General features: G+C 41.6%; 15 protein-coding genes. 8 read left to right on the forward strand and 7 right to left on the reverse strand.

Annotated features, from left to right (window positions below):
• Positions 1-97: 97 nt before the first annotated feature.
• From AC4CUZ_RS16725 to dapE, 3 genes are all read left to right on the forward strand, one after another.
• Positions 98-976 carry a DUF1853 family protein gene (locus tag AC4CUZ_RS16725; protein ID WP_005399917.1) on the forward strand — a complete coding sequence of 293 codons (879 nt, stop codon included), beginning with the start codon at positions 98-100 and terminating at the stop codon, positions 974-976.
• A gap of 157 nt (positions 977-1133) precedes the next feature.
• Positions 1134-1280, forward strand: coding sequence for an entericidin A/B family lipoprotein (locus AC4CUZ_RS16730; protein ID WP_010326244.1), 147 nt, complete (start codon positions 1134-1136; stop codon positions 1278-1280).
• 115 nt (positions 1281-1395) lie between these two features.
• The gene (dapE, locus tag AC4CUZ_RS16735; RefSeq protein WP_005399919.1) at positions 1396-2529 is read left to right on the forward strand and encodes a succinyl-diaminopimelate desuccinylase; all 1134 of its coding nucleotides are present in this window, start codon (positions 1396-1398) and stop codon (positions 2527-2529) included.
• Between the two features lie 59 nt (positions 2530-2588).
• Here the strand turns inward: dapE and AC4CUZ_RS16740 are convergent, their stop codons facing one another.
• The 3 genes from AC4CUZ_RS16740 to AC4CUZ_RS16750 all read right to left on the reverse strand — a co-directional run bounded on the left by AC4CUZ_RS16740 (position 2589) and on the right by AC4CUZ_RS16750 (position 9771).
• A complete protein-coding gene (locus AC4CUZ_RS16740) occupies positions 2589-3050 on the reverse strand; it encodes a hypothetical protein (protein WP_005399920.1) in 462 nt (153 codons plus the stop codon).
• Between the two features lie 4 nt (positions 3051-3054).
• Positions 3055-7533, reverse strand: a complete 4479-nt coding sequence (locus AC4CUZ_RS16745) for a hybrid sensor histidine kinase/response regulator (RefSeq protein ID WP_005399921.1) — start codon at positions 7531-7533, stop codon at positions 3055-3057.
• Positions 7534-7698: 165 nt separating this feature from the next.
• A complete protein-coding gene (locus AC4CUZ_RS16750) occupies positions 7699-9771 on the reverse strand; it encodes a methyl-accepting chemotaxis protein (RefSeq protein ID WP_005399922.1) in 2073 nt (690 codons plus the stop codon).
• Positions 9772-9896: 125 nt separating this feature from the next.
• Here AC4CUZ_RS16750 and AC4CUZ_RS16755 point away from each other — a divergent pair, with 125 nt between their 5' ends.
• Positions 9897-10598, forward strand: coding sequence for an IS1 family transposase (locus AC4CUZ_RS16755; RefSeq protein ID WP_004282344.1), 702 nt, complete (start codon positions 9897-9899; stop codon positions 10596-10598).
• Here the strand turns inward: AC4CUZ_RS16755 and AC4CUZ_RS16760 are convergent.
• Genes AC4CUZ_RS16760 through pilG form a run of 3 tightly spaced genes read right to left on the reverse strand, consistent with a single transcriptional unit; the run spans position 10591 to position 11942 of the window.
• Entirely contained in the window at positions 10591-11154 is a 564-nt protein-coding gene (locus AC4CUZ_RS16760) for a chemotaxis protein CheW (RefSeq protein WP_490747929.1), read from the reverse strand. The genes AC4CUZ_RS16755 and AC4CUZ_RS16760 overlap by 8 nt on opposite strands.
• Before the next feature lie 5 nt (positions 11155-11159).
• Positions 11160-11528 carry a response regulator gene (locus tag AC4CUZ_RS16765; protein WP_004694491.1) on the reverse strand — a complete coding sequence of 123 codons (369 nt, stop codon included), beginning with the start codon at positions 11526-11528 and terminating at the stop codon, positions 11160-11162.
• Positions 11529-11558: 30 nt separating this feature from the next.
• Positions 11559-11942 (reverse strand): twitching motility response regulator PilG, encoded by a 384-nt coding sequence (gene pilG, locus AC4CUZ_RS16770; protein ID WP_004694493.1) that lies wholly within the window; start codon positions 11940-11942, stop codon positions 11559-11561.
• Between the two features lie 280 nt (positions 11943-12222).
• Here pilG and AC4CUZ_RS16775 point away from each other — a divergent pair, with 280 nt between their 5' ends.
• From AC4CUZ_RS16775 to AC4CUZ_RS16790, 4 genes are all read left to right on the forward strand, one after another.
• Positions 12223-12861, forward strand: a complete 639-nt coding sequence (locus AC4CUZ_RS16775) for a hypothetical protein (protein WP_010326240.1) — start codon at positions 12223-12225, stop codon at positions 12859-12861.
• 57 nt (positions 12862-12918) lie between these two features.
• Entirely contained in the window at positions 12919-14046 is a 1128-nt protein-coding gene (locus AC4CUZ_RS16780) for an efflux RND transporter periplasmic adaptor subunit (RefSeq protein ID WP_005399926.1), read from the forward strand.
• A gap of 20 nt (positions 14047-14066) precedes the next feature.
• Positions 14067-17171, forward strand: a complete 3105-nt coding sequence (locus AC4CUZ_RS16785) for an efflux RND transporter permease subunit (protein ID WP_010326239.1) — start codon at positions 14067-14069, stop codon at positions 17169-17171.
• Positions 17172-17267: 96 nt separating this feature from the next.
• On the forward strand, positions 17268-18986 hold the full coding sequence (locus AC4CUZ_RS16790) for a proline--tRNA ligase (protein ID WP_005399928.1): 1719 nt from the start codon (positions 17268-17270) through the stop codon (positions 18984-18986).
• A 59-nt stretch (positions 18987-19045) separates the two neighbouring features.
• Here the strand turns inward: AC4CUZ_RS16790 and AC4CUZ_RS16795 are convergent, their stop codons facing one another.
• Positions 19046-20341: a hypothetical protein gene (locus tag AC4CUZ_RS16795; RefSeq protein ID WP_004981169.1), complete on the reverse strand. Its 1296-nt coding sequence runs from the start codon at positions 20339-20341 to the stop codon at positions 19046-19048.
• Between the last annotated feature and the right edge of the window lie 7 nt (positions 20342-20348).

Raw genomic sequence — 20348 nt, forward strand, 5'->3', positions numbered from 1 at the left:
ACCACTTTCCTGAGCACCGAATTGCGGTAGTATAAAGTGTTTTTTAATTTTATCCGTTGTCCTTCTGCATATTTAGCTTCTTTTTTAAGGCACTCACATGCATCTCATTTCACAGCATCAGTTGTTCGAACCTTGGCTCCAATTCAAGCATCCATTGGTTCGCCAATTGGCTTTTGCTGTAGCAAGTCCAAACATTTTGTCTGCGTTGCCGTTAGAGCTCGATATACAACATGCTTTTCATTTTCATCCCTCACAAATCTGGCAACAGCACTTTCAAACCTATTTACCTCGCCTTAAACAGCTCGATCAAGACCCTAAAGAACTCGAAGACTTTATTGCTCAACTGAAAAGTACCCGTCTGGGTCTGCGCTTTGAAATGTTCATGTGGTTTTGGTTACTGGATCATCACTATCATGCTTATGAATTATTGGGTCATAGTATCCAAATCATTGATGGTGCGCGGACTACGGGTGAGCTGGACTTCTTAATTAAAAATACCGAAACCAATCAAATCGAGCATTGGGAAGTCGCCTTGAAATATTATTTAGGTGAAACAGATCTGAGCTTAACCACATGGTATGGGTTGAATCGTACTGATACTTTAAACCGAAAACTAAAACACTTTACCCATAAACAATTTCAATTCCAGCAAGCTTTAGACACAGACATTCAAACGCGCTTTGCCGTTTTAAAGGGACAATTCTTTCTCCCTCTAACAAATGGTTTCACGGCAGTTGATGCTTTAAATCAATACTGCCTTCCCCATTGGCTCAATCCTGACCGTCGACTGGGCACTTGGGGTAACATCATTCCAAAGGCCGACTTGAATTACTATCGCCTACAACGTCAAGAATGGATTTGCCCAAATGCTGAAATCAGTAGCCCAAATGCACATTGGTGGACAAATGGAATGTACTTACAAAATCAAAACAATCAGTTTTATATGTACCGAAATCCAAACTTGATTTTAACTTGATTTTGCAGAGGTTCCTTTATACAAAAATACATAATGCAACATACGCTTACTTATCTCCTGTAAAACCATGCTATTTTTTAAAGTGTTTATTTTTTAATCTTAAACAACATCAGAACAAAATCATTTGATGAATACACTAAAAATTTTGGAGATAGAGATGAAAAAAATTGTTTTAAGTTCACTCGTGATGCTTTTTGTTTTAACAGGCTGTAATACCGTAAAAGGTATGGGTAAAGATGTCTCTTCAGCAGGTAATGCTGTATCACATACCGCTGAAAAAACCCAAGATGAAATCCGCAAGTAGTTAATATTTGCATAAAAACCTTATCAATCGATAAGGTTTTTTATTGCTAAGTTTCGCATTCCAGAGATTAATCGCCTATTATAGTGCCGACTGTTTTATTGACTTTGAAATGCGCATGACCTCTTCTGCTACTCTCGATTTAAGCCTCCAACTTTTACGTCAGCCATCGGTTACACCTGTGGATCACAACTGTCAAAATATTATGGCTGAACGCTTAAAAAAAATTGGTTTCAACATTGAGTCTATGCGCTTTGATGATGTTGATAATCTATGGGCACGAAAAGGTACTGAATCACCTGTCTTCTGCTTTGCAGGTCACACCGATGTCGTTCCTACAGGTAATTTAGATGCTTGGAACTCAGACCCATTTGCCCCTGAAATTCGTGATGGCAAGCTTTATGGTCGTGGCAGTGCAGACATGAAAACTGCCTTGGCTGCAATGGTGGTTGCGTCTGAGCGCTTTGTTGCCAAACATCCAAATCATAAAGGCTCAATCGCGTTCCTCATCACATCAGATGAAGAAGGCCCATCAATCAATGGCACTGTCAAAGTGATCGAAACACTCGAAGCCCGTAATGAAAAAATGAAGTGGTGTTTGGTGGGTGAACCTTCAAGTACACATCAACTGGGTGATATTGTTAAAAATGGTCGTCGTGGTTCACTCAATGCAGTACTGACAGTGAAAGGAAAACAAGGTCACGTGGCTTATCCACATTTGGCCATTAACCCGATTCACATGGCCTCTAAAGCCGTTTCTGAACTCTGTGATACGGTTTGGGATCAGGGCAACGAATACTTCCCTGCGACATCGTTCCAAGTGTCCAATATTCAAGCTGGTACAGGGGCAACCAATGTCGTCCCAGGTACCATGACCGTGACTTTCAATTTCCGTTATTCAACTGAATTAACCGCTGAAGAATTAAAAGCACGTGTTTTAGAAATTTTGGATCGTCATGGTTTAGTCTACGACATTAAATGGACACATTCAGGCTTACCATTCCTAACACCAGTGGGTGAGTTGGTGAATGCGGCTAAAAATGCCATTCGTAATGTGACTGGTGTAGAAACTGAGCTTTCAACCTCAGGCGGAACATCTGATGGTCGCTTTATTGCTCCTACAGGTGCTCAAGTACTTGAACTTGGTGTACTCAATGCCAGCATCCATCAAATTGATGAGCATGTGAATGTCGCTGATCTTGAACCACTTGCTGAAATTTACGAACAAATTTTAGAAGGCCTTTTGGCATAAGCATTCAAATCCACATAAAAAAGGAACTCAGTTGAGTTCCTTTTTTATTACATTCAAACTTAAGTAGAAAGACCTAAGCTGACCTGAATTTTATTTAAATTCGGTACGTGGTAAGTCTCATCCCCCATACGCACCAACTGGAAAATGGTGGGATCATTCACAGGGCTTTCATCATCAACAATTTCAGAAATACGCAAACGAATTGACTTCGGCATTTCATTACACATCAAAGCAAAGCGCTGAGAAGCATCATCCCCTTCAATCACCAGAGCCACTCCTTCCATTTGCTCTGGACGGTTGATGGCATAAACAGGCAGATGAAGATCATGCCATTCCACCGTTTTTACTTGCGTATCACTATCGAGCGCTGAAAGTACAATATTTTGCGGCAAGAGCATGGGGTTTTTACCATGACATTCAATGATATAAGCATCAATAAAACCAGTCGATACTGTAATCAGATATTGCAATTCTTGCTGACTGATTTGCTCATTCATGCTCTTTGAAACATTTGCATTCATTTATTTACCCCTGCTTTTCAGCCAATAACTGCTGAATGTTGGCAAGTAATTCTGCCTCTTGGAATGGTTTGCCCATGTAGTGTGTCACGCCCAAGCTGAAAGCACGTTCACGGTGTTTTTCACCCGTACGCGATGTAATCATAATAATCGGCAAGTTCTGGTGAATTTCGTGGTGACGAACCAAGTTCGTCACTTCGAAACCATCCATACGTGGCATTTCAATATCCAGTAACATCAAGTCTGGTTTAACGCTCTCAAGCTGCTCCATCGCATCGACACCGTCTTTAGCAGTCACAATATCAAAGCCTTGGCGCTCTAATAAGCGCGATGTGACCTTACGAACCGTGACCGAGTCATCCACAATCATCACTAAACGACGTGTATCCTGATGGCGACCAAAGTCACGGTGATCAGCTGCATGCGTCACACGCTTGGTACTTAAAATCTGACGTGCAATGTTCTGACCATCTAAAATCAAACACACATGGCCATCACCCAAAATCGTTGCACCAGCAATTGCACCAATGCTAGCAAACTGTTGTCCAACTGGCTTCACTACAATTTGCGCACGTGAACCAATCAGCTGATCGACCAACAATGCAATGGTTTGTCCACTATTGCCTTTAATCAATAGCACTGGCAATGAATGTCCAATATTACTCAAACGCGGAATCGGCTGATTGGATAAAAACTCAGATAAATAGCGCAGCTTATAACTCACGCCATCAATTTTGAATTGGTCATCCTTGCTGTGGAAATAGTGATCCAGTGCTGTTGGAGCAATACGCACAATACGATCAATCTGCGCCAATGGAATCGCATATTGTTGATCACCGGCTTTCACCATCAGGGCATCACTCACCGCCACCGTAGTCGGTACGCGAATAATGAAGGTTGTGCCGAATCCAATTTCCGATTCAACCGTGACATGTCCACACAGTGCTTTAATTTCACTTTGCACCACATCAAGACCAACACCACGTCCAGAAATTTGCGTCACTTCTTTGGCCGTACTAAAACCTGGATGGAAAATAAACTGTAAAATTTCCTGTTTATCTAGTACTTGATCGGCTTTAATTAAACCTAAATTTAGCGCTTTCGCTTTAATCGTGCTTTCATCAATACCCTTACCATCATCTTTAAAGCTGACGATAACATCTGTACCTTGACGGCTAATGTTTAGTTCAATTTGGCCTGTCGCTGATTTTTTCGCAGCACTACGTTGTTCCGCATCTTCAATACCGTGGTCGATTGCGTTACGTAGCATATGCTCAAACGGCGTAACCAAACGTTCTAGAATTGTACGGTCCAACTCACCTTCAGTGTTATGAACGACCAATTCCGTTGGACGGTTCAAGGTTGAGGCTGTCTGACGCACAATACGTTGTAAACGCGGCAACATACGTGAGAACGGCACCAAACGTGTCCGCATTAAGCTTTCTTGAATCTCCGCTTGAATACGGGATTGTTGTAATAACAAGCCTTCTGCATCACGAATTTTTTCAGCCAAAGTGCTCTTGAAGTCGACCAAATCCGAAGCCGATTCGGCTAAGGATTTAGACAATTGATTCAGCGATGAATATTGGTCCATTTCCAAGGGGTCAAAGTCTGCGTAGCGCGAGTTTTCAGAACCATGCTTCGCAATAATTTGACTCTCAAGCTCGCCTTCCATTCGACGTAACTGATCTGCCAAACGCTTAATTGCAAGCTCCATCTCGTTCAACGTATTGCCGAGTTGACCTAAATCCATTTCAATACGTGAACGGTTAATTGCATTTTCACCTGATAGGTCGATCATTTTTTCAACCAAATCAGCTGAGATACGGATCATCTCATTACCGCCATCCAAGTGAGTCGTTTCTTTCCACTCACCCAGCATTGCTGGCGGCTCCGTACCATCACCCTGCACAAACTCAAAACTTGGTACCGCATTGAGTAAATCAATTTGAGTTACACGCGTCGGTAATTGCGCAATCACATCCACATAATCAATAGATGCTAAGCTATTTTTCAAACCATCATAATTACTGAAATCACGTTTGAAGATGGCTTGTTTTAACCATTCAAATGCAGTTTGCAATAATGGGTCATACACGTTTGAACTGAAATTATGTACAGCAAATTGCTCAAATGTGGTTTCTAGTTCATAAGCAATCGCACCAACGGGTTCATTCTCCGCCATACGCGCGCCGCCTTTTAAGCTGTGCGCAGCACGTTGCAATTGTAGTAACACACTACGGTCACTACGTTGTTCAGTCCACTGTTTCAGTAAGCCATCCGTAGTCGCTAAAATTTCTTCAGCTTCTTCCAAGAAGGTTTCTTCAACAATTGATAAAAGACTAGCTGCTTCTTCAACAGCGTTGACTGCTTCTTCTTGGACAGGTGACGGAGTATCCAGCTGTTCAACGACAGTAACGTCAGTGTTATCAACTACACTCGGCTCTTCAATCGCAGTTGCTGACTCAACCGCAGCTGCCTCAGCTTCAATCGTTCTATCTATATTAGATAAAGGTTCTTCAACTGCCGCAACAAACGCTTCAACTAAAGGCTCGGATACTGTAGTTGTAACAGTCGTACCCTCAACTAAGCTCTGAATGTTATGCAGTACCTTAATGGTCGCTGTTGCTGGATAATCAACCTTCTCAGTACGAATAACCTGAATTCGGTCTGCGACGTCATCCTGTATTAAGCGAATGATGCTGATCAACTGTGGCGTTGTGGCTATTTGCTGACGAATCACACGCTCATAAATAGACTCTAATTCGTGTGCAATTGAACCAATAAAAGGTGCAGAAATCATATTTGCACCACCTTTTAAGGTGTGCAAATAACGCATTAAATTATTGAGCGCTGCGGTATCATTGCCATTTTTAGACCAAGTATTGAGATCCTGATCCATCCCCATCAATAATTCTTCGGCTTCTTCCAAGAAGATATCAAGCAAATCATCATCAAAATCGGTATTGGCCGTATTCGATTGCTGGTACTGATGATCCGATGCAATTTGCTGCGAAATCTGCGCAAGATCAAGGCTTGGTTGTAAAGTATTTCCAGAAACAATAGCCTCAGCAACAGGTTCAATTACCGTCGTCGAAGTCGATTCAACATCTTGCTGTACGAAGGCCATTAATTCATTCAGAACTTTATGCACTTCTTCAGTCAGAATGACACGCTGACCCGCAGCTAAAGTGTCAAATAAATGGATAAATTCTTGATGTGCCTGACCAAATAACTCATATGCATAGTCTACATTGAGTAATTCTGGCTTTTCCAGTAAGGCTTGATAACCCGCATATAGCTCAGAAGTAAAATCATGAATTCCTTGAGCAGCACGGTTATTGGTGAATTCCAGCAATTGTTTTGCTTGTTCACCTAAGTGCTGAATATAGTCTGGATATTCAACCTTAGCACGCTGATCAAACTCAAACTCGGCATCAAGCAACAGGTCAATATTTAACTCGATCAGCTTCGAGACCATACCTTGTGGGTTTAGCTCATCAGCTACGTCTTCAATACTGAAACCATAGTTATCCCAAGCCGTAGTGAACGTGGCGTAAATCACGTCAAGCTGTTCGTTCGTACCACGCCCAAGCACGTGTAAATAGTCACGTACAAATTCAGCATATTGGGTGAGTAACGAGATTTCCTTCGAGGTAGAAACGATCTCTTCTTGAACCAAGGTTTTAAATAGATTTTCGACTTTTGAGCTGGCATTAAAGACATGCTCAATTTGCGCCATAGACGAACTACCGCGCAATGTATGTAAAGCACGGATTAAACCATTGTAATCTTGTACTTTGGCTTCATCTGCATTTAAGAAGTGGTCGATAGTCGCTAAATGATCTTCCGCCTCTTCAATGAAGATCGCTAAAGTTTCTTCTAGGACATCATGCACTTGACCATCCTGTTCAGATGCGTCTGCAACTTGCGGCTCAGATTCAGCCACTTCGATATCTCTCAGCTCTAATCCCGTCACGACATCATTACTATTTAGATGATTAGACAGTTGTAGCAACTCTTCTAGAGCAGGTTCTAAACTTTGATTTTGTTGTAATTGTTGTCCAATTAAAACCAATGGACGAAGATCAAGATCAATTTCCTGTACCGCTTTGAATATCGGATACAGTTTAAATTGATACAGTTTGAATACTGTTTTAGCGAATTTTTGAACCGTTGCCGTGAGAGGCACAGCCCCTGAAATCACACGATTTAAGGTATCTTCAACCGCCCATGCTGTTTCACCTGCTGACTTTGCCCCCACCATACGACCAGAGCCTTTTAAGGTATGGAAGTGACGACGTATGCTCAACAAAGTTTCTTGATGTGTCGGTTCAGCGTACCACTTTTCAAATAATGGATCTAAGTCAACGAAGATTTCTTCAATTTCTTCAACAAAAATTTCAAGAATTTCTGCATCTTGATCTAGATAACTATCTTCCGGAAGCGTTGTCGTTTCAACTAAATGTTTTAATATTTCTTTCATAGCTAAGGCTTCTTGCGTTGTCAGCTACCCAAAAAAGGTGCATAAACTTCATTATAACCATCATCCCAAACCAGTCTTTTTGCTCAAACTAATTGAGTTGATGTGTATCCTGATTTTGGTATGCCACTCAAGCAATGAGCAGCATACCACCCCCAAAGCAAGCGCTTAATCAGGCAGTTTAAAGTCTGTTACAGACTCACGTAACGCTTCCGCCATATTTGCAAGTTCAGAGACTGAACGTGCTGTATCGAACGTCGCAGTGGTGGTTTGTGAGGTAATTTCTTGTACGACATTCATCGTAGTTGCAATATGACCTGCAGACGCGGATTGTAGCTTTGCTGCATCCGAAATGTTTGCAATCAATTTCGCCAAATTACCCGATACGTTTTGAATCTCATCCAGTGCAACACCCGCATCCTTAGATAAGTTCGCACCGCGTACAACCTCAGACGTGGTTTGCTCCATCGAAATTACAGCTTCGTTGGTATCGGTCTGAATGGTTTTTACCAATGTTTCAATCTGTTTGGTCGCTGATGCTGAACGTTCAGCTAGACGCTGTACTTCATCCGCAACCACGGCAAAACCACGACCTGCTTCACCTGCCATCGATGCTTGGATCGCTGCATTTAAAGCCAAGATGTTCGTTTGGTCGGCAATATCGTTAATCAAGGCAACGATGTTACCAATCTCTTGCGAAGATTCACCCAAACGTTTGATACGTTTAGAGGTTTCTTGAATCTGCTCACGAATGATATCCATACCTTCAATTGAACGGTTTACAACGTTCGCGCCATTTGCAGCGATTTTTACTGAACGTTCTGCTACCACCGCTGATTCTTCAGCGTTTGAAGATACTTGGTCAATTGACATTGCCATTTCGTTAATCGCAGCAGATGCACCCGCAATTTCTTGCGCTTGATGTTCAGATGCTTCGGCTAACTGGTTGGTAATCCCCTGCGTACTTGCCGTATATTGTGCAACCTCTTGAGAAGTTTCGGTAATACGCGATACAAGGTCACGTAATTGGTCAATTGCGAAGTTAATCGAGTCGGCAATTGCACCCGTGAAGTCTTCAGATACCGTTGCATATGAACGCAAGTCACCATCTGCAAGATCGGCAATCTCATCCAGTAAACGTAAAATCGCGTTTTGGTTACGGTCATATTCATCTTGTAGACGAGATACACGTTTTTTATCAGATTCGCCACGAAGTACGAGTAATTTAAATACGCAGAATAAGAAAGCAATCAGGGCTAGAATTAGACCTAAGGCAGGAATTGCAATCGCTAAACCTGTACCACCTGACAATTTGTTCAAATTGCTTAACAAAGCATCTGACTGTTCAAAAATCGATGATGACGCTTGGCGTACTTTAACGATTTGTGATGAGTTCTTTAAGACGGTTGCTGCTGCTGACTTCAGTACATCATCATATTCAGATTGAATACTGGTTAAAGAGTCACGCATTTCAGGGTCATTAATACGCTCTACACCTAAGTCCGCACTGCCATTTAACTGTGCGTTTAAGTATGACGCGAAGGTTTCTGTATCTGAGCTAAAGTCATCCGCAGATTCACGCGAGTTGTCTGAACCCGTTAATACCGAACCAATTGAACGTAGGATACGTTCCGCGATGAATACTTGGTTTTTTGCAATTACGACTTGGTTGGCTGGCACATTTTGACGTGCCATTTGGTCAACCATTAAGTTGTATTCGGCTTGAATCCCCGGAATACTTTCACTAATCGCAATGTTGGTATCGTAGAGTTGGTTAATGATTTTTTGTTGCGACGCAATTAAATCAATATTTTCAGAAACTTTTTTCCACTGCGCATCTACCTCACGCAATGCGTCTGTACTCGCGTGAATATCTTTTACTGTTTCTAAGTTTTCAGCAAAAGACTTTTGTGATTCTGTCAGTTTTTTAATGGCTTCAGGTGTACCCGATGCTGTTGCTTCAGTTGCCTGACGCGAAATTGTTTGTGATAAAAGACGTAAATCACCCAAGCTACGGGTGAATTCGTTATTTCGAGGTACGCTATAGAATAGGTACAACAATAAGAAAATTGCCAGTACGATACAAAATGCCGCACCCAAAATTAATGGCTTGGACTTTTCACTATCACCAAATACACGTGAAAACTGTTCCGTCTGTGATTGAAGTTTTGCCACTAAAGCATTTCCACCTGAGCGGTTACTGCTTCCATCCGTATTTTTCTTTTTAAGTTTAAAGCCCATGCAGCTTCTCCCCGATTTACGCCCTTATAATTTCGCGCGCGACAATGATATTAATTTATAAATTTTGGTGGTGTATCAAAAAGTATGCTAAAAAAAAGCAGGTTGAATTTTGATAAAATAGAGAAATGCAAATAACTCTAGAAATCAAATGTCCAACCTGCCTCAGTGACAGTATAAAGAAAAATGGCATCAAAGTAGATGGGAAACAAAACTACCAATGCAAAGACTGCAAACGTCAGTTTATTGGTGACCATGCTCTGAGCTATCTAGGATGTAATTCTGGCATTACTCGTAAAATATTACAGTTAATGGTCAGAGGCAGCGGTATACGAGATATCGCTGAAGTTGAGCGCATTAGTATCGGTAAAGTCTTACGGACTTTAACTGAATCGGCCTATCAAATTCAGCCTAAACAAAGTCATTATGAATCTCTCGAAGTAGATGAATTCTGGACTTTTGTTGGAAATAAAAATAATAAACAATGGCTTATTTACGCCTACCATCGAGAAACAGGTGAGATTGTTGCTTATGTTTGGGGTAAGAGAGATTTAGCTACAGTCCAAAGGTTGAAGACAAAGCTTAAACAATTAGGTATTCACTACACCCGAATTGCAAGTGATCATTGGGACAGTTTCATCACTGCTTTTAAAAACTGCAAGCAAAGTATTGGTAAGTTTTTTACTGTAGGAATTGAAGGTAATAATTGCAAAATAAGGCATCGAATAAGGCGTGGTTTTAGAAGAAGTTGCAATTTCTCCAAAAAGCTTGAAAACCATTTTAAAGCCTTCGACTTAACCTTCTTTTACATCAATAATGGCTTCATTTAATGTCAGCATACTTTTTAAAACACCACCTAAATTTTATAGATGCGTTCATATACTTTGGATTGTCTAATAAGCGACTGAATAAGAAAACATGCCATTGTTGGTTATGTTGGTGAAAATACCCTTGGCAATATTCTTTTAAATTCCGATCTAAATCTTCATGTTTAGAAAAGAAACTTTTCTTATTAAAGTGCTGAATCCCCAGAACCTGATCTACAACTAAACCGACATAGTGGTCATTGTGACTAATACAGAGTACTTTTTGAGTTAGTGAATACGCACTACGATGCCCTGATACATAGTGCGCTAAATCAGCAACAGAAAGTAGACGTCCTCGAATATTGGCCAAACCCACAACCCAAGGCTGAGTATTTGGCACTAAGGTATATTTCGGAGGATAAATTACCTCTGCAACTTCACCTAATGGCGCAACGAAATATTGCCCCATCATCTCAAAAGCAATGCCCGACCAGCGGTTTACCTCATTTTCGTTTGAAACGTAGTTTTTATTACCACGTTTAGCAAGTCGAAGTAATTCGATAAATCCATTTGCTGCCATAGAGCTTATCCTGCGTTCAGGTGTTGCTTAATCACATCAATCAGTTGGTTTTCATCAACAGGCTTGGTTAAATAATCACACGCACCTTGACGCTTACCCCATACACGGTCTGTAGCCTGATCTTTAGTACTGACGATCACTACGGGAATGTGTTTTGTTGTTGCGCCACGCGCAATTTGACGGGTTGCTTGAAAGCCATTAACGCCTGGCATCACCACATCCATCAAAACAAGATCAGGAAGTTCAGCTTGAGCCATGGTTACACCATCGGCACCATTCGACGCTTCAATCACTTCAAAACCGTGTTTCCCCAAAATTTCTTTAAAGCGGAATGTCTCTGTAGGTGAGTCATCCACAATTAAAATACGCGCCATAATTTTTTCCCCCAATTACACTTATATTATTTATGCTGAAACGTGATTACGAATCGCATTTAATAATTCATCTTTACTAAACGGCTTTGTTAAATATTCATCTGAACCGACAACACGCCCTTTGGCTTGGTCAAATAGACCATCTTTGCTAGAGAGCATTACGACAGGAATATTTTGATAATTTTGTGAATTTTTGATTAATGCACACGTTTGATAACCATCTAGTCGTGGCATCATAATGTCGACAAATACGATATCAGGATTGGCTTGAGCAATTTTTGACAATGCGTCAAAACCATCGACTGCAGTCACCACTTCACAACCTTCACGTTGCAATAATGTTTCAGCTGTGCGACGAATGGTTTTTGAATCATCAATGACCATTACTTTTAGATTCTGGAATTTATCGTCCATTTAATATGACCCTTCCCATTTTTAGAATGTTTGTAGAAACAGATTCGTAGACGCTTTACAAGTTACGTACACTTTTAACATATATTTACTTATATTTTCAACGAACAGTTTCCGCATAAAACCACACTTCATCTTCTTTTTAAGAACGGCTTCACACTTTCCTATACCCGTCGATTTTTTTTTGACTGATTATATTTTTTATTCCTAAATTTAGGACTAATATAGCACTATTTATTGCTTGTAAATAAGTAATTTAGTCAACTTTAAACTGGGGGTATCGATGCTTAGGGAGTTTAATCACAAACTTGCTTTGATCGTGAAAAAAAGGATGACTGCGAAAGTCATTTTGCTGGCTTTGCTAAGTTTGCAGACCATCTCGATTATGGCCGATCCACCTAAAGCGGTCTGGTATCGATATTACGACAGTAAAGGCATCGCGAACGTCAGTAGTAGTGTCACCCCCAACCATATTCGTTATGGTTATGAAGCACTCGATAGCAACATGCAAGTGATTCAACGGGCTCGTCCATACAACGCAGAAAAAGATGCGCAATATGCGCCGCAACGTGCAGCAGCAGCCAAGCAACGCGAGTCAGATCTTAAATTAAAACGCGCTTATACTAGCAGCCAAGTCGCCACTCAAAAACGCAATACTGCCCTTTCCTATATTTTAAAACAGATTAAGTTCCAGCAAGATGAATTAAAACAATTACAGAATGACCGTATTGGATTCTTACGCCAAGAAAAAGAGAACATGCGTAAAGGCAAAAGCAATCCGAAACCACTCCAAGATATGATTGACTATAATTCCAAAAATATTGTGATGAAAAAAGAGCAAATACAATCGTTACAAAGTCACTATCGTAATACCAAGGCTGAATACGACAGAATTATTGCTCGTTTAAAAACACTTGAATAATCTGCGTCTTATTTACAGTGTGCTGACTTTCGCCGCTAGACCAAAGGATTTGACTCAATGCAGGCTGCACTACGTATAAAAAACAAATTAAGCCGCCAAGTGCTCCCTATTTTAAAACTCAGTCCGCTGTGTTTGTGCTTACTCCTCTCTGCCTGCCAAAAACAAGATGAAGTCACCTCCCCTACTTCGTCTACAGCTAAAATCGAGCTGATAGCACAAGACTTGGTCCAGTTCCAAGAAGGGCCTTCTATCCAACGTACAGCCTTTACTGGTACTATTCGAGCCGTCAATCAAAGTTCCATTCAGGCTCAAGTGACAGCGACAGCAACCGCAGTTTCAGTTCAAGTTGGACAAGCTGTTCAAAAAGGGCAAGTGTTGGTTCGATTGAACAATCAAGATAATGCTGCGCGTCTTGCCCAAGCTCAAGCCAATCTTGCATCAACTCAAGCCCAAGCCAATCTTGCAAAAAGCATGGCTCAAAGAAAAAAACGTTTACTCGATCAGGGCTTTATTTCTAAAGTGGAATATGAACAAAGCCTTGTAGACTATCAAGCTCAATTAGAAAATGTTCGTGCGCAACAAGCCAATGTTGATATTGCAGAAAAAGCGGATCGCGATGGCACTATTGTAAGCCCGATTTCAGGGGTTATTACTCAACGTCAGGTGGAACCTGGACAAACGGTATCCGCGGGACAAACCCTATTTGAAATCATTGATCCGAGTCATTTAGAAATACAGGCCAAAATTCCAAGTGATCTACAAGCTGCTTTAAGTTTGGGAGAAAAAATTGAATATCGGTTGCAAGGCAATCCTCAAAAACTGACAGCCAAGCTTACTCGTATTTCTCCGATTGCAGACCCCGCAAACCGTCAAATTGAGTTTTTTGCTCAGCCAATTGAAAGTATTAATTCATTGAGTATCGGTACCTTTGTGGAGGGGAATATACTTGGTTCACAGTCCATAACAGGCCAAATTATCCCGCTTGATACCATTCATGATATACAAAATTCGCCTTATGTTTGGGTGATTCACCACAATAAAATTGAACGTATTCACATAAAAGTATTGGAACAACGCTATAGCAACAACAGTGCTGTGGTTCAGGGACTACAAACTGGCGACCGCATCAGTCGTATAAAGTTTAATGAAAAAGATTTGCATCAAATGGTGACAATCAATCCATAAAATAAGAAAAGGTTGTTGCTATGTGGTTAACCCGTATTAGTGTGAAATATCCTGTTTTTACCATCATGATGATGTTCTGTCTGATGGTTTTAGGCTTAGCCTCTTGGCAAAGAATGGGGGTTGAGGAGTTCCCTGATGTCGATTTCCCCTTCGTGGTGGTTTATACCACCTATCCAGGGGCATCGCCTGAAACGGTTGAGTCTGAAATCACCAAGAAAATGGAAGACCAAATCAATACCATTTCAGGTTTAAAACAGGTCATTTCTCAGTCTAGCGAAGGCTTATCGACCATTATTGCTGAATTTGATCTCGATGTTTCTTCTGCTATAGCCGCGCAAGATGTCCGCGATAAAATTGCACCGGTCACCGCACAATTTCGAGACGAAATTCAAGACCCGATCGTTGAACGTTACGATCCTTCTGCCAATGCCGTGATGTCAATTGTACTTGAATCACAAAACATGTCACTAAAAGAGCTCAGTTCTTATTTGGATCAGCGCATCGTTCCACAGTTTAGAACCGTTTCTGGTGTCGGGACAGTCAACTTGTTGGGTGATGCCAAGCGACAAATTCGCATACAGATTGAACCTGAAAAATTACAAAGTTTTGGGATTGGTATTGACCAGATCATCAACACGCTAAAAGCTGAAAATGTCGAGGTTCCGGGTGGAACGCTGAAACATGGTAACAGTGAACTTGTGGTCGAAATTAAGTCTAAAGTGATTCATCCTTTAGCCTTCGGCGATTTGGTGATTGCCAATAAAAATGGTGTACCGATTTATTTGCGCCAAGTTGCAAGCATTTCAGACAGCCAAGCCGAACTTGAGTCAAGTGCCTATTTAGATGGTAAAACCGCGGTTGCGATTGATATTTTACGCAGTTCCGATTCAAATGTGATTGACGTGGTCGATGGTGCTTATGAGACCTTAGCAGATATTCAAAAACAGTTACCTGAAGGCACCACAGCAAAAGTCGTGGTAGATTCATCCAAAGGCATTCGTAACAGCATCACCGATGTTGCACGTACCATTATTGAAGGTGCAGCTCTTGCCGTTTTGATTGTCCTGCTGTTTTTAGGCTCATTCCGTTCCACAGCCATTACAGGAATGACCCTGCCGATTGCCCTCCTTGGCACTCTGACGTTTATTTGGATCTTCGGCTTTAGCATCAATATGATGACCTTACTGGCACTATCACTCAGTATTGGTCTACTGATTGATGATGCGATTGTAGTCCGTGAAAATATTGTGCGACATTCAGACATGGGCAAAGACCCTGTCACAGCAGCCCTTGATGGCACCAAAGAAATTGGACTCGCTGTTTTAGCCACCACCTTAACCATTGTTGCGGTGTTCTTACCTGTGGCATTTATGGGCGGTATTATCGGGCGCTTTTTCTATCAGTTTGGCGTAACCGTCAGTACTGCTGTGCTGATCTCCATGTTTGTCAGCTTTACTTTAGATCCAATGCTATCTGCACATTGGGCTGAACAGCATAATCCGCATAAACCACCCAATCGAGTCAAACATTTCTTTAATTGGATTTCTGGCAAACTAGATAATCTCAGCCATGACTATGAGAAATTACTCAAGCTTGCTCTGCGCTTCCGATTCATCACCCTCATGATTGCTGTGGCTTCGCTATTCGGTGCATTAGGCTTATCTAAACTAATTGGAACAGAGTTTGTCCCTGTTCCAGATAAAGGTGAGATTCGGATTAAGTTCGAAACACCTGTCGACGCCTCTTTGGAATATTCACAAGCCAAACTGCTGCAAGTCGATAAAATTATTCAGCAGCACCCTGACGTTCGAGCAACTTATGCAGTGATTAATGGCGTTACAGATCGTGGTAAAAACCATGTCAGTATTCGCGTAACCGTTACACCACGTACAGAACGCAAGAAAAGCTTAACCGACTTAAACAATGAATTCCGCCAACGCCTGCAACAAGTGGGTGGCATTACTGTGACCTCAATTGCCTCCGCAGATGAAACGGTATCGGGCGGACAAAAACCCGTGATGATTTCTATCAAAGGTCCAGACTTAGCCGAATTGCAAAAAATATCAGACCGCTTTATGGCTGAAATTGCGCAAGTCAAAGGCATTGTCGACTTAGAAAGCTCACTTAAAGCCCCTAAACCGACTTTAGGCGTGCATATTAATCGGGTCTTAGCCAGCGATTTAGGACTATCGGTCAACCAAATTGCCAATGTCATTCGCCCACTGATTGCAGGGGATGATGTCACCACATGGCAAGATGACAAAGGCGAAACCTATGACGTTAACCTACGCCTAACTGAAACTGCACGTAGCTTACCTAGTGATGTACAAAACCTTTACCTCACATCGCAAAAAACGGATGCCAATGGCCAAGCTTTATTGATTCCCCTTTCTAGCGTTGCGCATTTAGAGCAAAGTCTGGGGGCATCGCAGATTAATCGTCGCGATCTAGCAAGGGAAGTCTTAGTCGAAGCCAACACCGCGGGTCGTCCTGCAGGCGATATTGGTGCAGATATTAAAAAAATTGAAGACAACTTTGACCTTCCTGCAGGTTATAGCTTTGACACACAAGGTTCAAACAAAGACATGGCTGAATCCGCAGGCTATGCCATGACCGCTATCACCTTATCCATTGTGTTTATTTATATTGTGCTAGGTTCACAGTTCAATAGCTTTATTCACCCTGCGGCGATTATGGCTTCCCTTCCGTTATCGCTGATAGGAGTATTTTTAGCGCTCTTCTTATTTAACTCCACCATGAACTTGTTTTCTATTATCGGTATTATCATGTTGATGGGTCTGGTGACCAAAAATGCAATTCTATTGATCGATTTCATTAAAAAAGCCATGGATCACGGCGTTGATCGTTATCAAGCGATTATTGATGCAGGTAAAACACGTCTACGCCCTATTTTGATGACTACTAGCGCCATGGTGATGGGCATGGTGCCTCTGGCTTTAGGGCTAGGTGAAGGGGGGGAACAAAGCGCACCAATGGCACATGCAGTGATCGGCGGTGTCATTACATCGACACTACTGACCTTAGTGGTGGTTCCTGTGATCTTCACCTATTTAGATGACTTTAACAACTTTATGCTGCGTCAAGTCCGTAAAATCATGTCATAATAATCAACATTTTTCTGAGGCGGTGTCGACATGCCTCCTCATTTTTTTATCGTATAATCTTTGACTTTCAAAGTTTAAAATTTTAGGACAGTTTCCATGCGCGCGAGTCGCTTTTTATTTGCAACGTTAAGAGAAACCCCAAATGACGCAGAAGTGATTTCACATCAACTAATGCTACGTGCTGGGATGATTCGTAAATTGGCTTCAGGTTTATACACTTGGCTGCCGATGGGCGTTCGCGTATTAAATAAAGTTGCAGCGATCGTTCATGAAGAAATGAACAATGCGGGTTCACTCGAAGTCCTGATGCCCGTAACTCAGCCAGCGTCTTTATGGGAAGAATCTGGTCGATACGTCCAATACGGCCCTGAACTGCTTCGTTTCAAAGACCGCCATGGCAACCCTTTTGTGCTTGGTCCTACCCATGAAGAAGTCATTACCGATCTTGCGCGCAATGAACTCAAAAGCTATAAACAATTGCCTGCAAACTTCTATCAAGTACAAACCAAATTCCGTGATGAAATTCGTCCACGTTTCGGTGTAATGCGTTCACGTGAATTTATCATGAAAGATGCTTATTCTTTCCACTCAAACCAAGAATCACTGCAAGAAACCTATGACATCATGTACGACGCGTACTGCAAAATCTTTACCCGTTTAGGTTTAGATTTCCGTCCAGTACAAGCCGATACAGGTTCAATTGGTGGTTCAGGCTCACATGAATTCCACGTGTTAGCATCAAGTGGTGAAGATGATATCGCCTTCTCGACTGAATCTGACTATGCTGCAAACGTTGAAATGGCTGAAGCCGTTTTGGTCGGTGAACGTTCGGCTCCAACCAAAGCTTTAGACGTTGTCGATACACCAAATCAAAAAACCATTGCAGATGTATCAAACTTCTTAAAATCTGATCCTGCTCACTCTGTAAAAGCCTTGTTAGTACAAGGTATTGCAGCCGAAGAAGGCCAAGCAACACCTGTAGTGGCATTGTTCTTACGTGGCGATCATGAGCTGAATGAAATTAAAGCGGAGAAGCATCCACGCATTGCATCACCATTAACTTTTGCAACAGAAGAACAACTTGCTGCACTGGGTTTAACCGCTGGTTTCTGTGGACCACAAGGCTTAGTTGAAAAAGGCTTAACGGTCATTGTCGACCGTGCTGCATCGGTACTGTCTGACTTTGTTGCGGGTGCAAATGAGATTGATAAACACGTGACTGGTCTAAACTGGGAACGTGATGCACAGTTCACCGAAGTTTATGACTTACGTAATGTGGTTGAGGGTGATCCATCTCCAGACGGTAAAGGTACGCTGCAAATTAAACGTGGTATCGAAGTTGGGCATATTTTCCAACTGGGTCAAAAGTATTCAGAAGCTTTGGGCTGTAAAGTTTTAGGTGAAGATGGTAAGCCATTTACGGTAACCATGGGTTGTTACGGTATTGGTGTAACACGCGTGGTTGCCTCTGCAATTGAGCAAAACTTTGACGAAAAAGGCATTATTTGGCCTGCGGCAATTGCACCATTTGAAGTTGCCATTGTGCCGATGAATGCACATAAGTCTCCACGTTCTTTAGAAGCAGCTGAAGCACTGTACGCTGAACTTACGACAGCAGGTTATGATGTATTGCTGGATGATCGTAACGAACGTCCAGGCGTGAAATTCTCTGACCTAGAGCTTACAGGTATTCCTCACCGTATTGTGATTGGTGAGAAAGGCTTGGATGCAGGTACTTTTGAATATAAAGGCCGTCGCGATGCTGAATCTGTAAACATTTCTAAAGACGAGTTGTTAGCGAAAATTGCAAAATAATTCATTTTAGAATAAAAAATCCCGCGTATATCGCGGGATTTTTTTATGACGTTATATATTTAACAGAACTTTAATCCACCGTAGCAGTTCGATCGAAAGTTTTGCCCTTGTAAGCTTAAATTAGTCAGTGGGAAATCTAAAGTTGTAGAATTCATTGGAACATTACCAACTGCTAAGTCACTCCCCAAAGCACACTGAAAAAGTAAATCTCCACATGGCCGTGGATGCTCAGTTAAATCTTTATTAATGCCCGCAATGGTTTGTTTTAAGACTTCATTGGTAATTGCTACTTTAGTGGTTGGGCTTAAGCTGCCTAGCTCAACTTCATCCTCCATCGCTAGCCACCATCCTTTATTCGCACCAACTGCAGCCCCTGTCCATAAGATATCTTGTGATTGCAAGGATAGTGATGCAGGGTTGTTTAAATACAGCGCATGTATTAAACCTAAACTCTGATTCACAGTGATATCGGTTTTTAATCCCGTGATATTCCCTGTTACCTGCTTATTCAGAGGCACGCCGCCGAGTACTGTTGCAGTAAGAGGACCTGAGAAATTGATTTGTCCAACAGTACCGCTTCCTTTTAAAGTTACATCTTTCATTCGAGTTCCTGACACAATTGTCGAATTGATAGTAAAAGGTGCTGTGGTTGAACTCAGGGTTAAATTATAATTATCGGATGTGTAATCCAATGTTGTCGGAATAAATAAAATTGTTCCTGTAACCTTCCCTTTAATTTGTAAACCCGTATCCGCATACGTCATAGTACGAGCTTCTGTTACAGCAGTACCTGAAGCTGTTTTAGTTTTCATATAACCACTAAAGGTATTAATGCCGTTTGGCGTAGAAGTATTCTCTGTACCAAGGGTCATTAAACCTTTAATCTTTTCAGCACTCACACGAAAGCCTAACACCTCACGTGTTGCAGCTGAAGTCGGATTTTTAATCGCAAACTGAATAAATGGATTTGTGATTAATGCCGAAGTTGCTGCACGCTGATCCGATGTGTAGTTCGCATCATCAGGTAGTCCACTTAAAGAAATATGATCGATATCAATATCACAACTGTTGGCTCGAATGGAATTGTTGTCGCCACCACATCCCAACTGAAGCTTTTTAATATTGGCATTCAACTCCAATTCGGCACTAAGAGCTAACTTATAAAAACCAATGTTTGATTGGTTATATGTTTTCCCTTGTGCATCGGTTGTATTTGTCCCCTGCTGGAACTCTAGGTTCATCAAAGACTGACCTTCAACTTCTGACAACTCCTCATCATTTAAAGCGGTCATCGCATAACTTTGACTCAAGCCTAATGTCGCTGTGATTAGAATTGAAATTAAAGACTTATTCATTTTATTT

Source organism: Acinetobacter sp. 789_lipA (genome assembly GCF_058242845.1).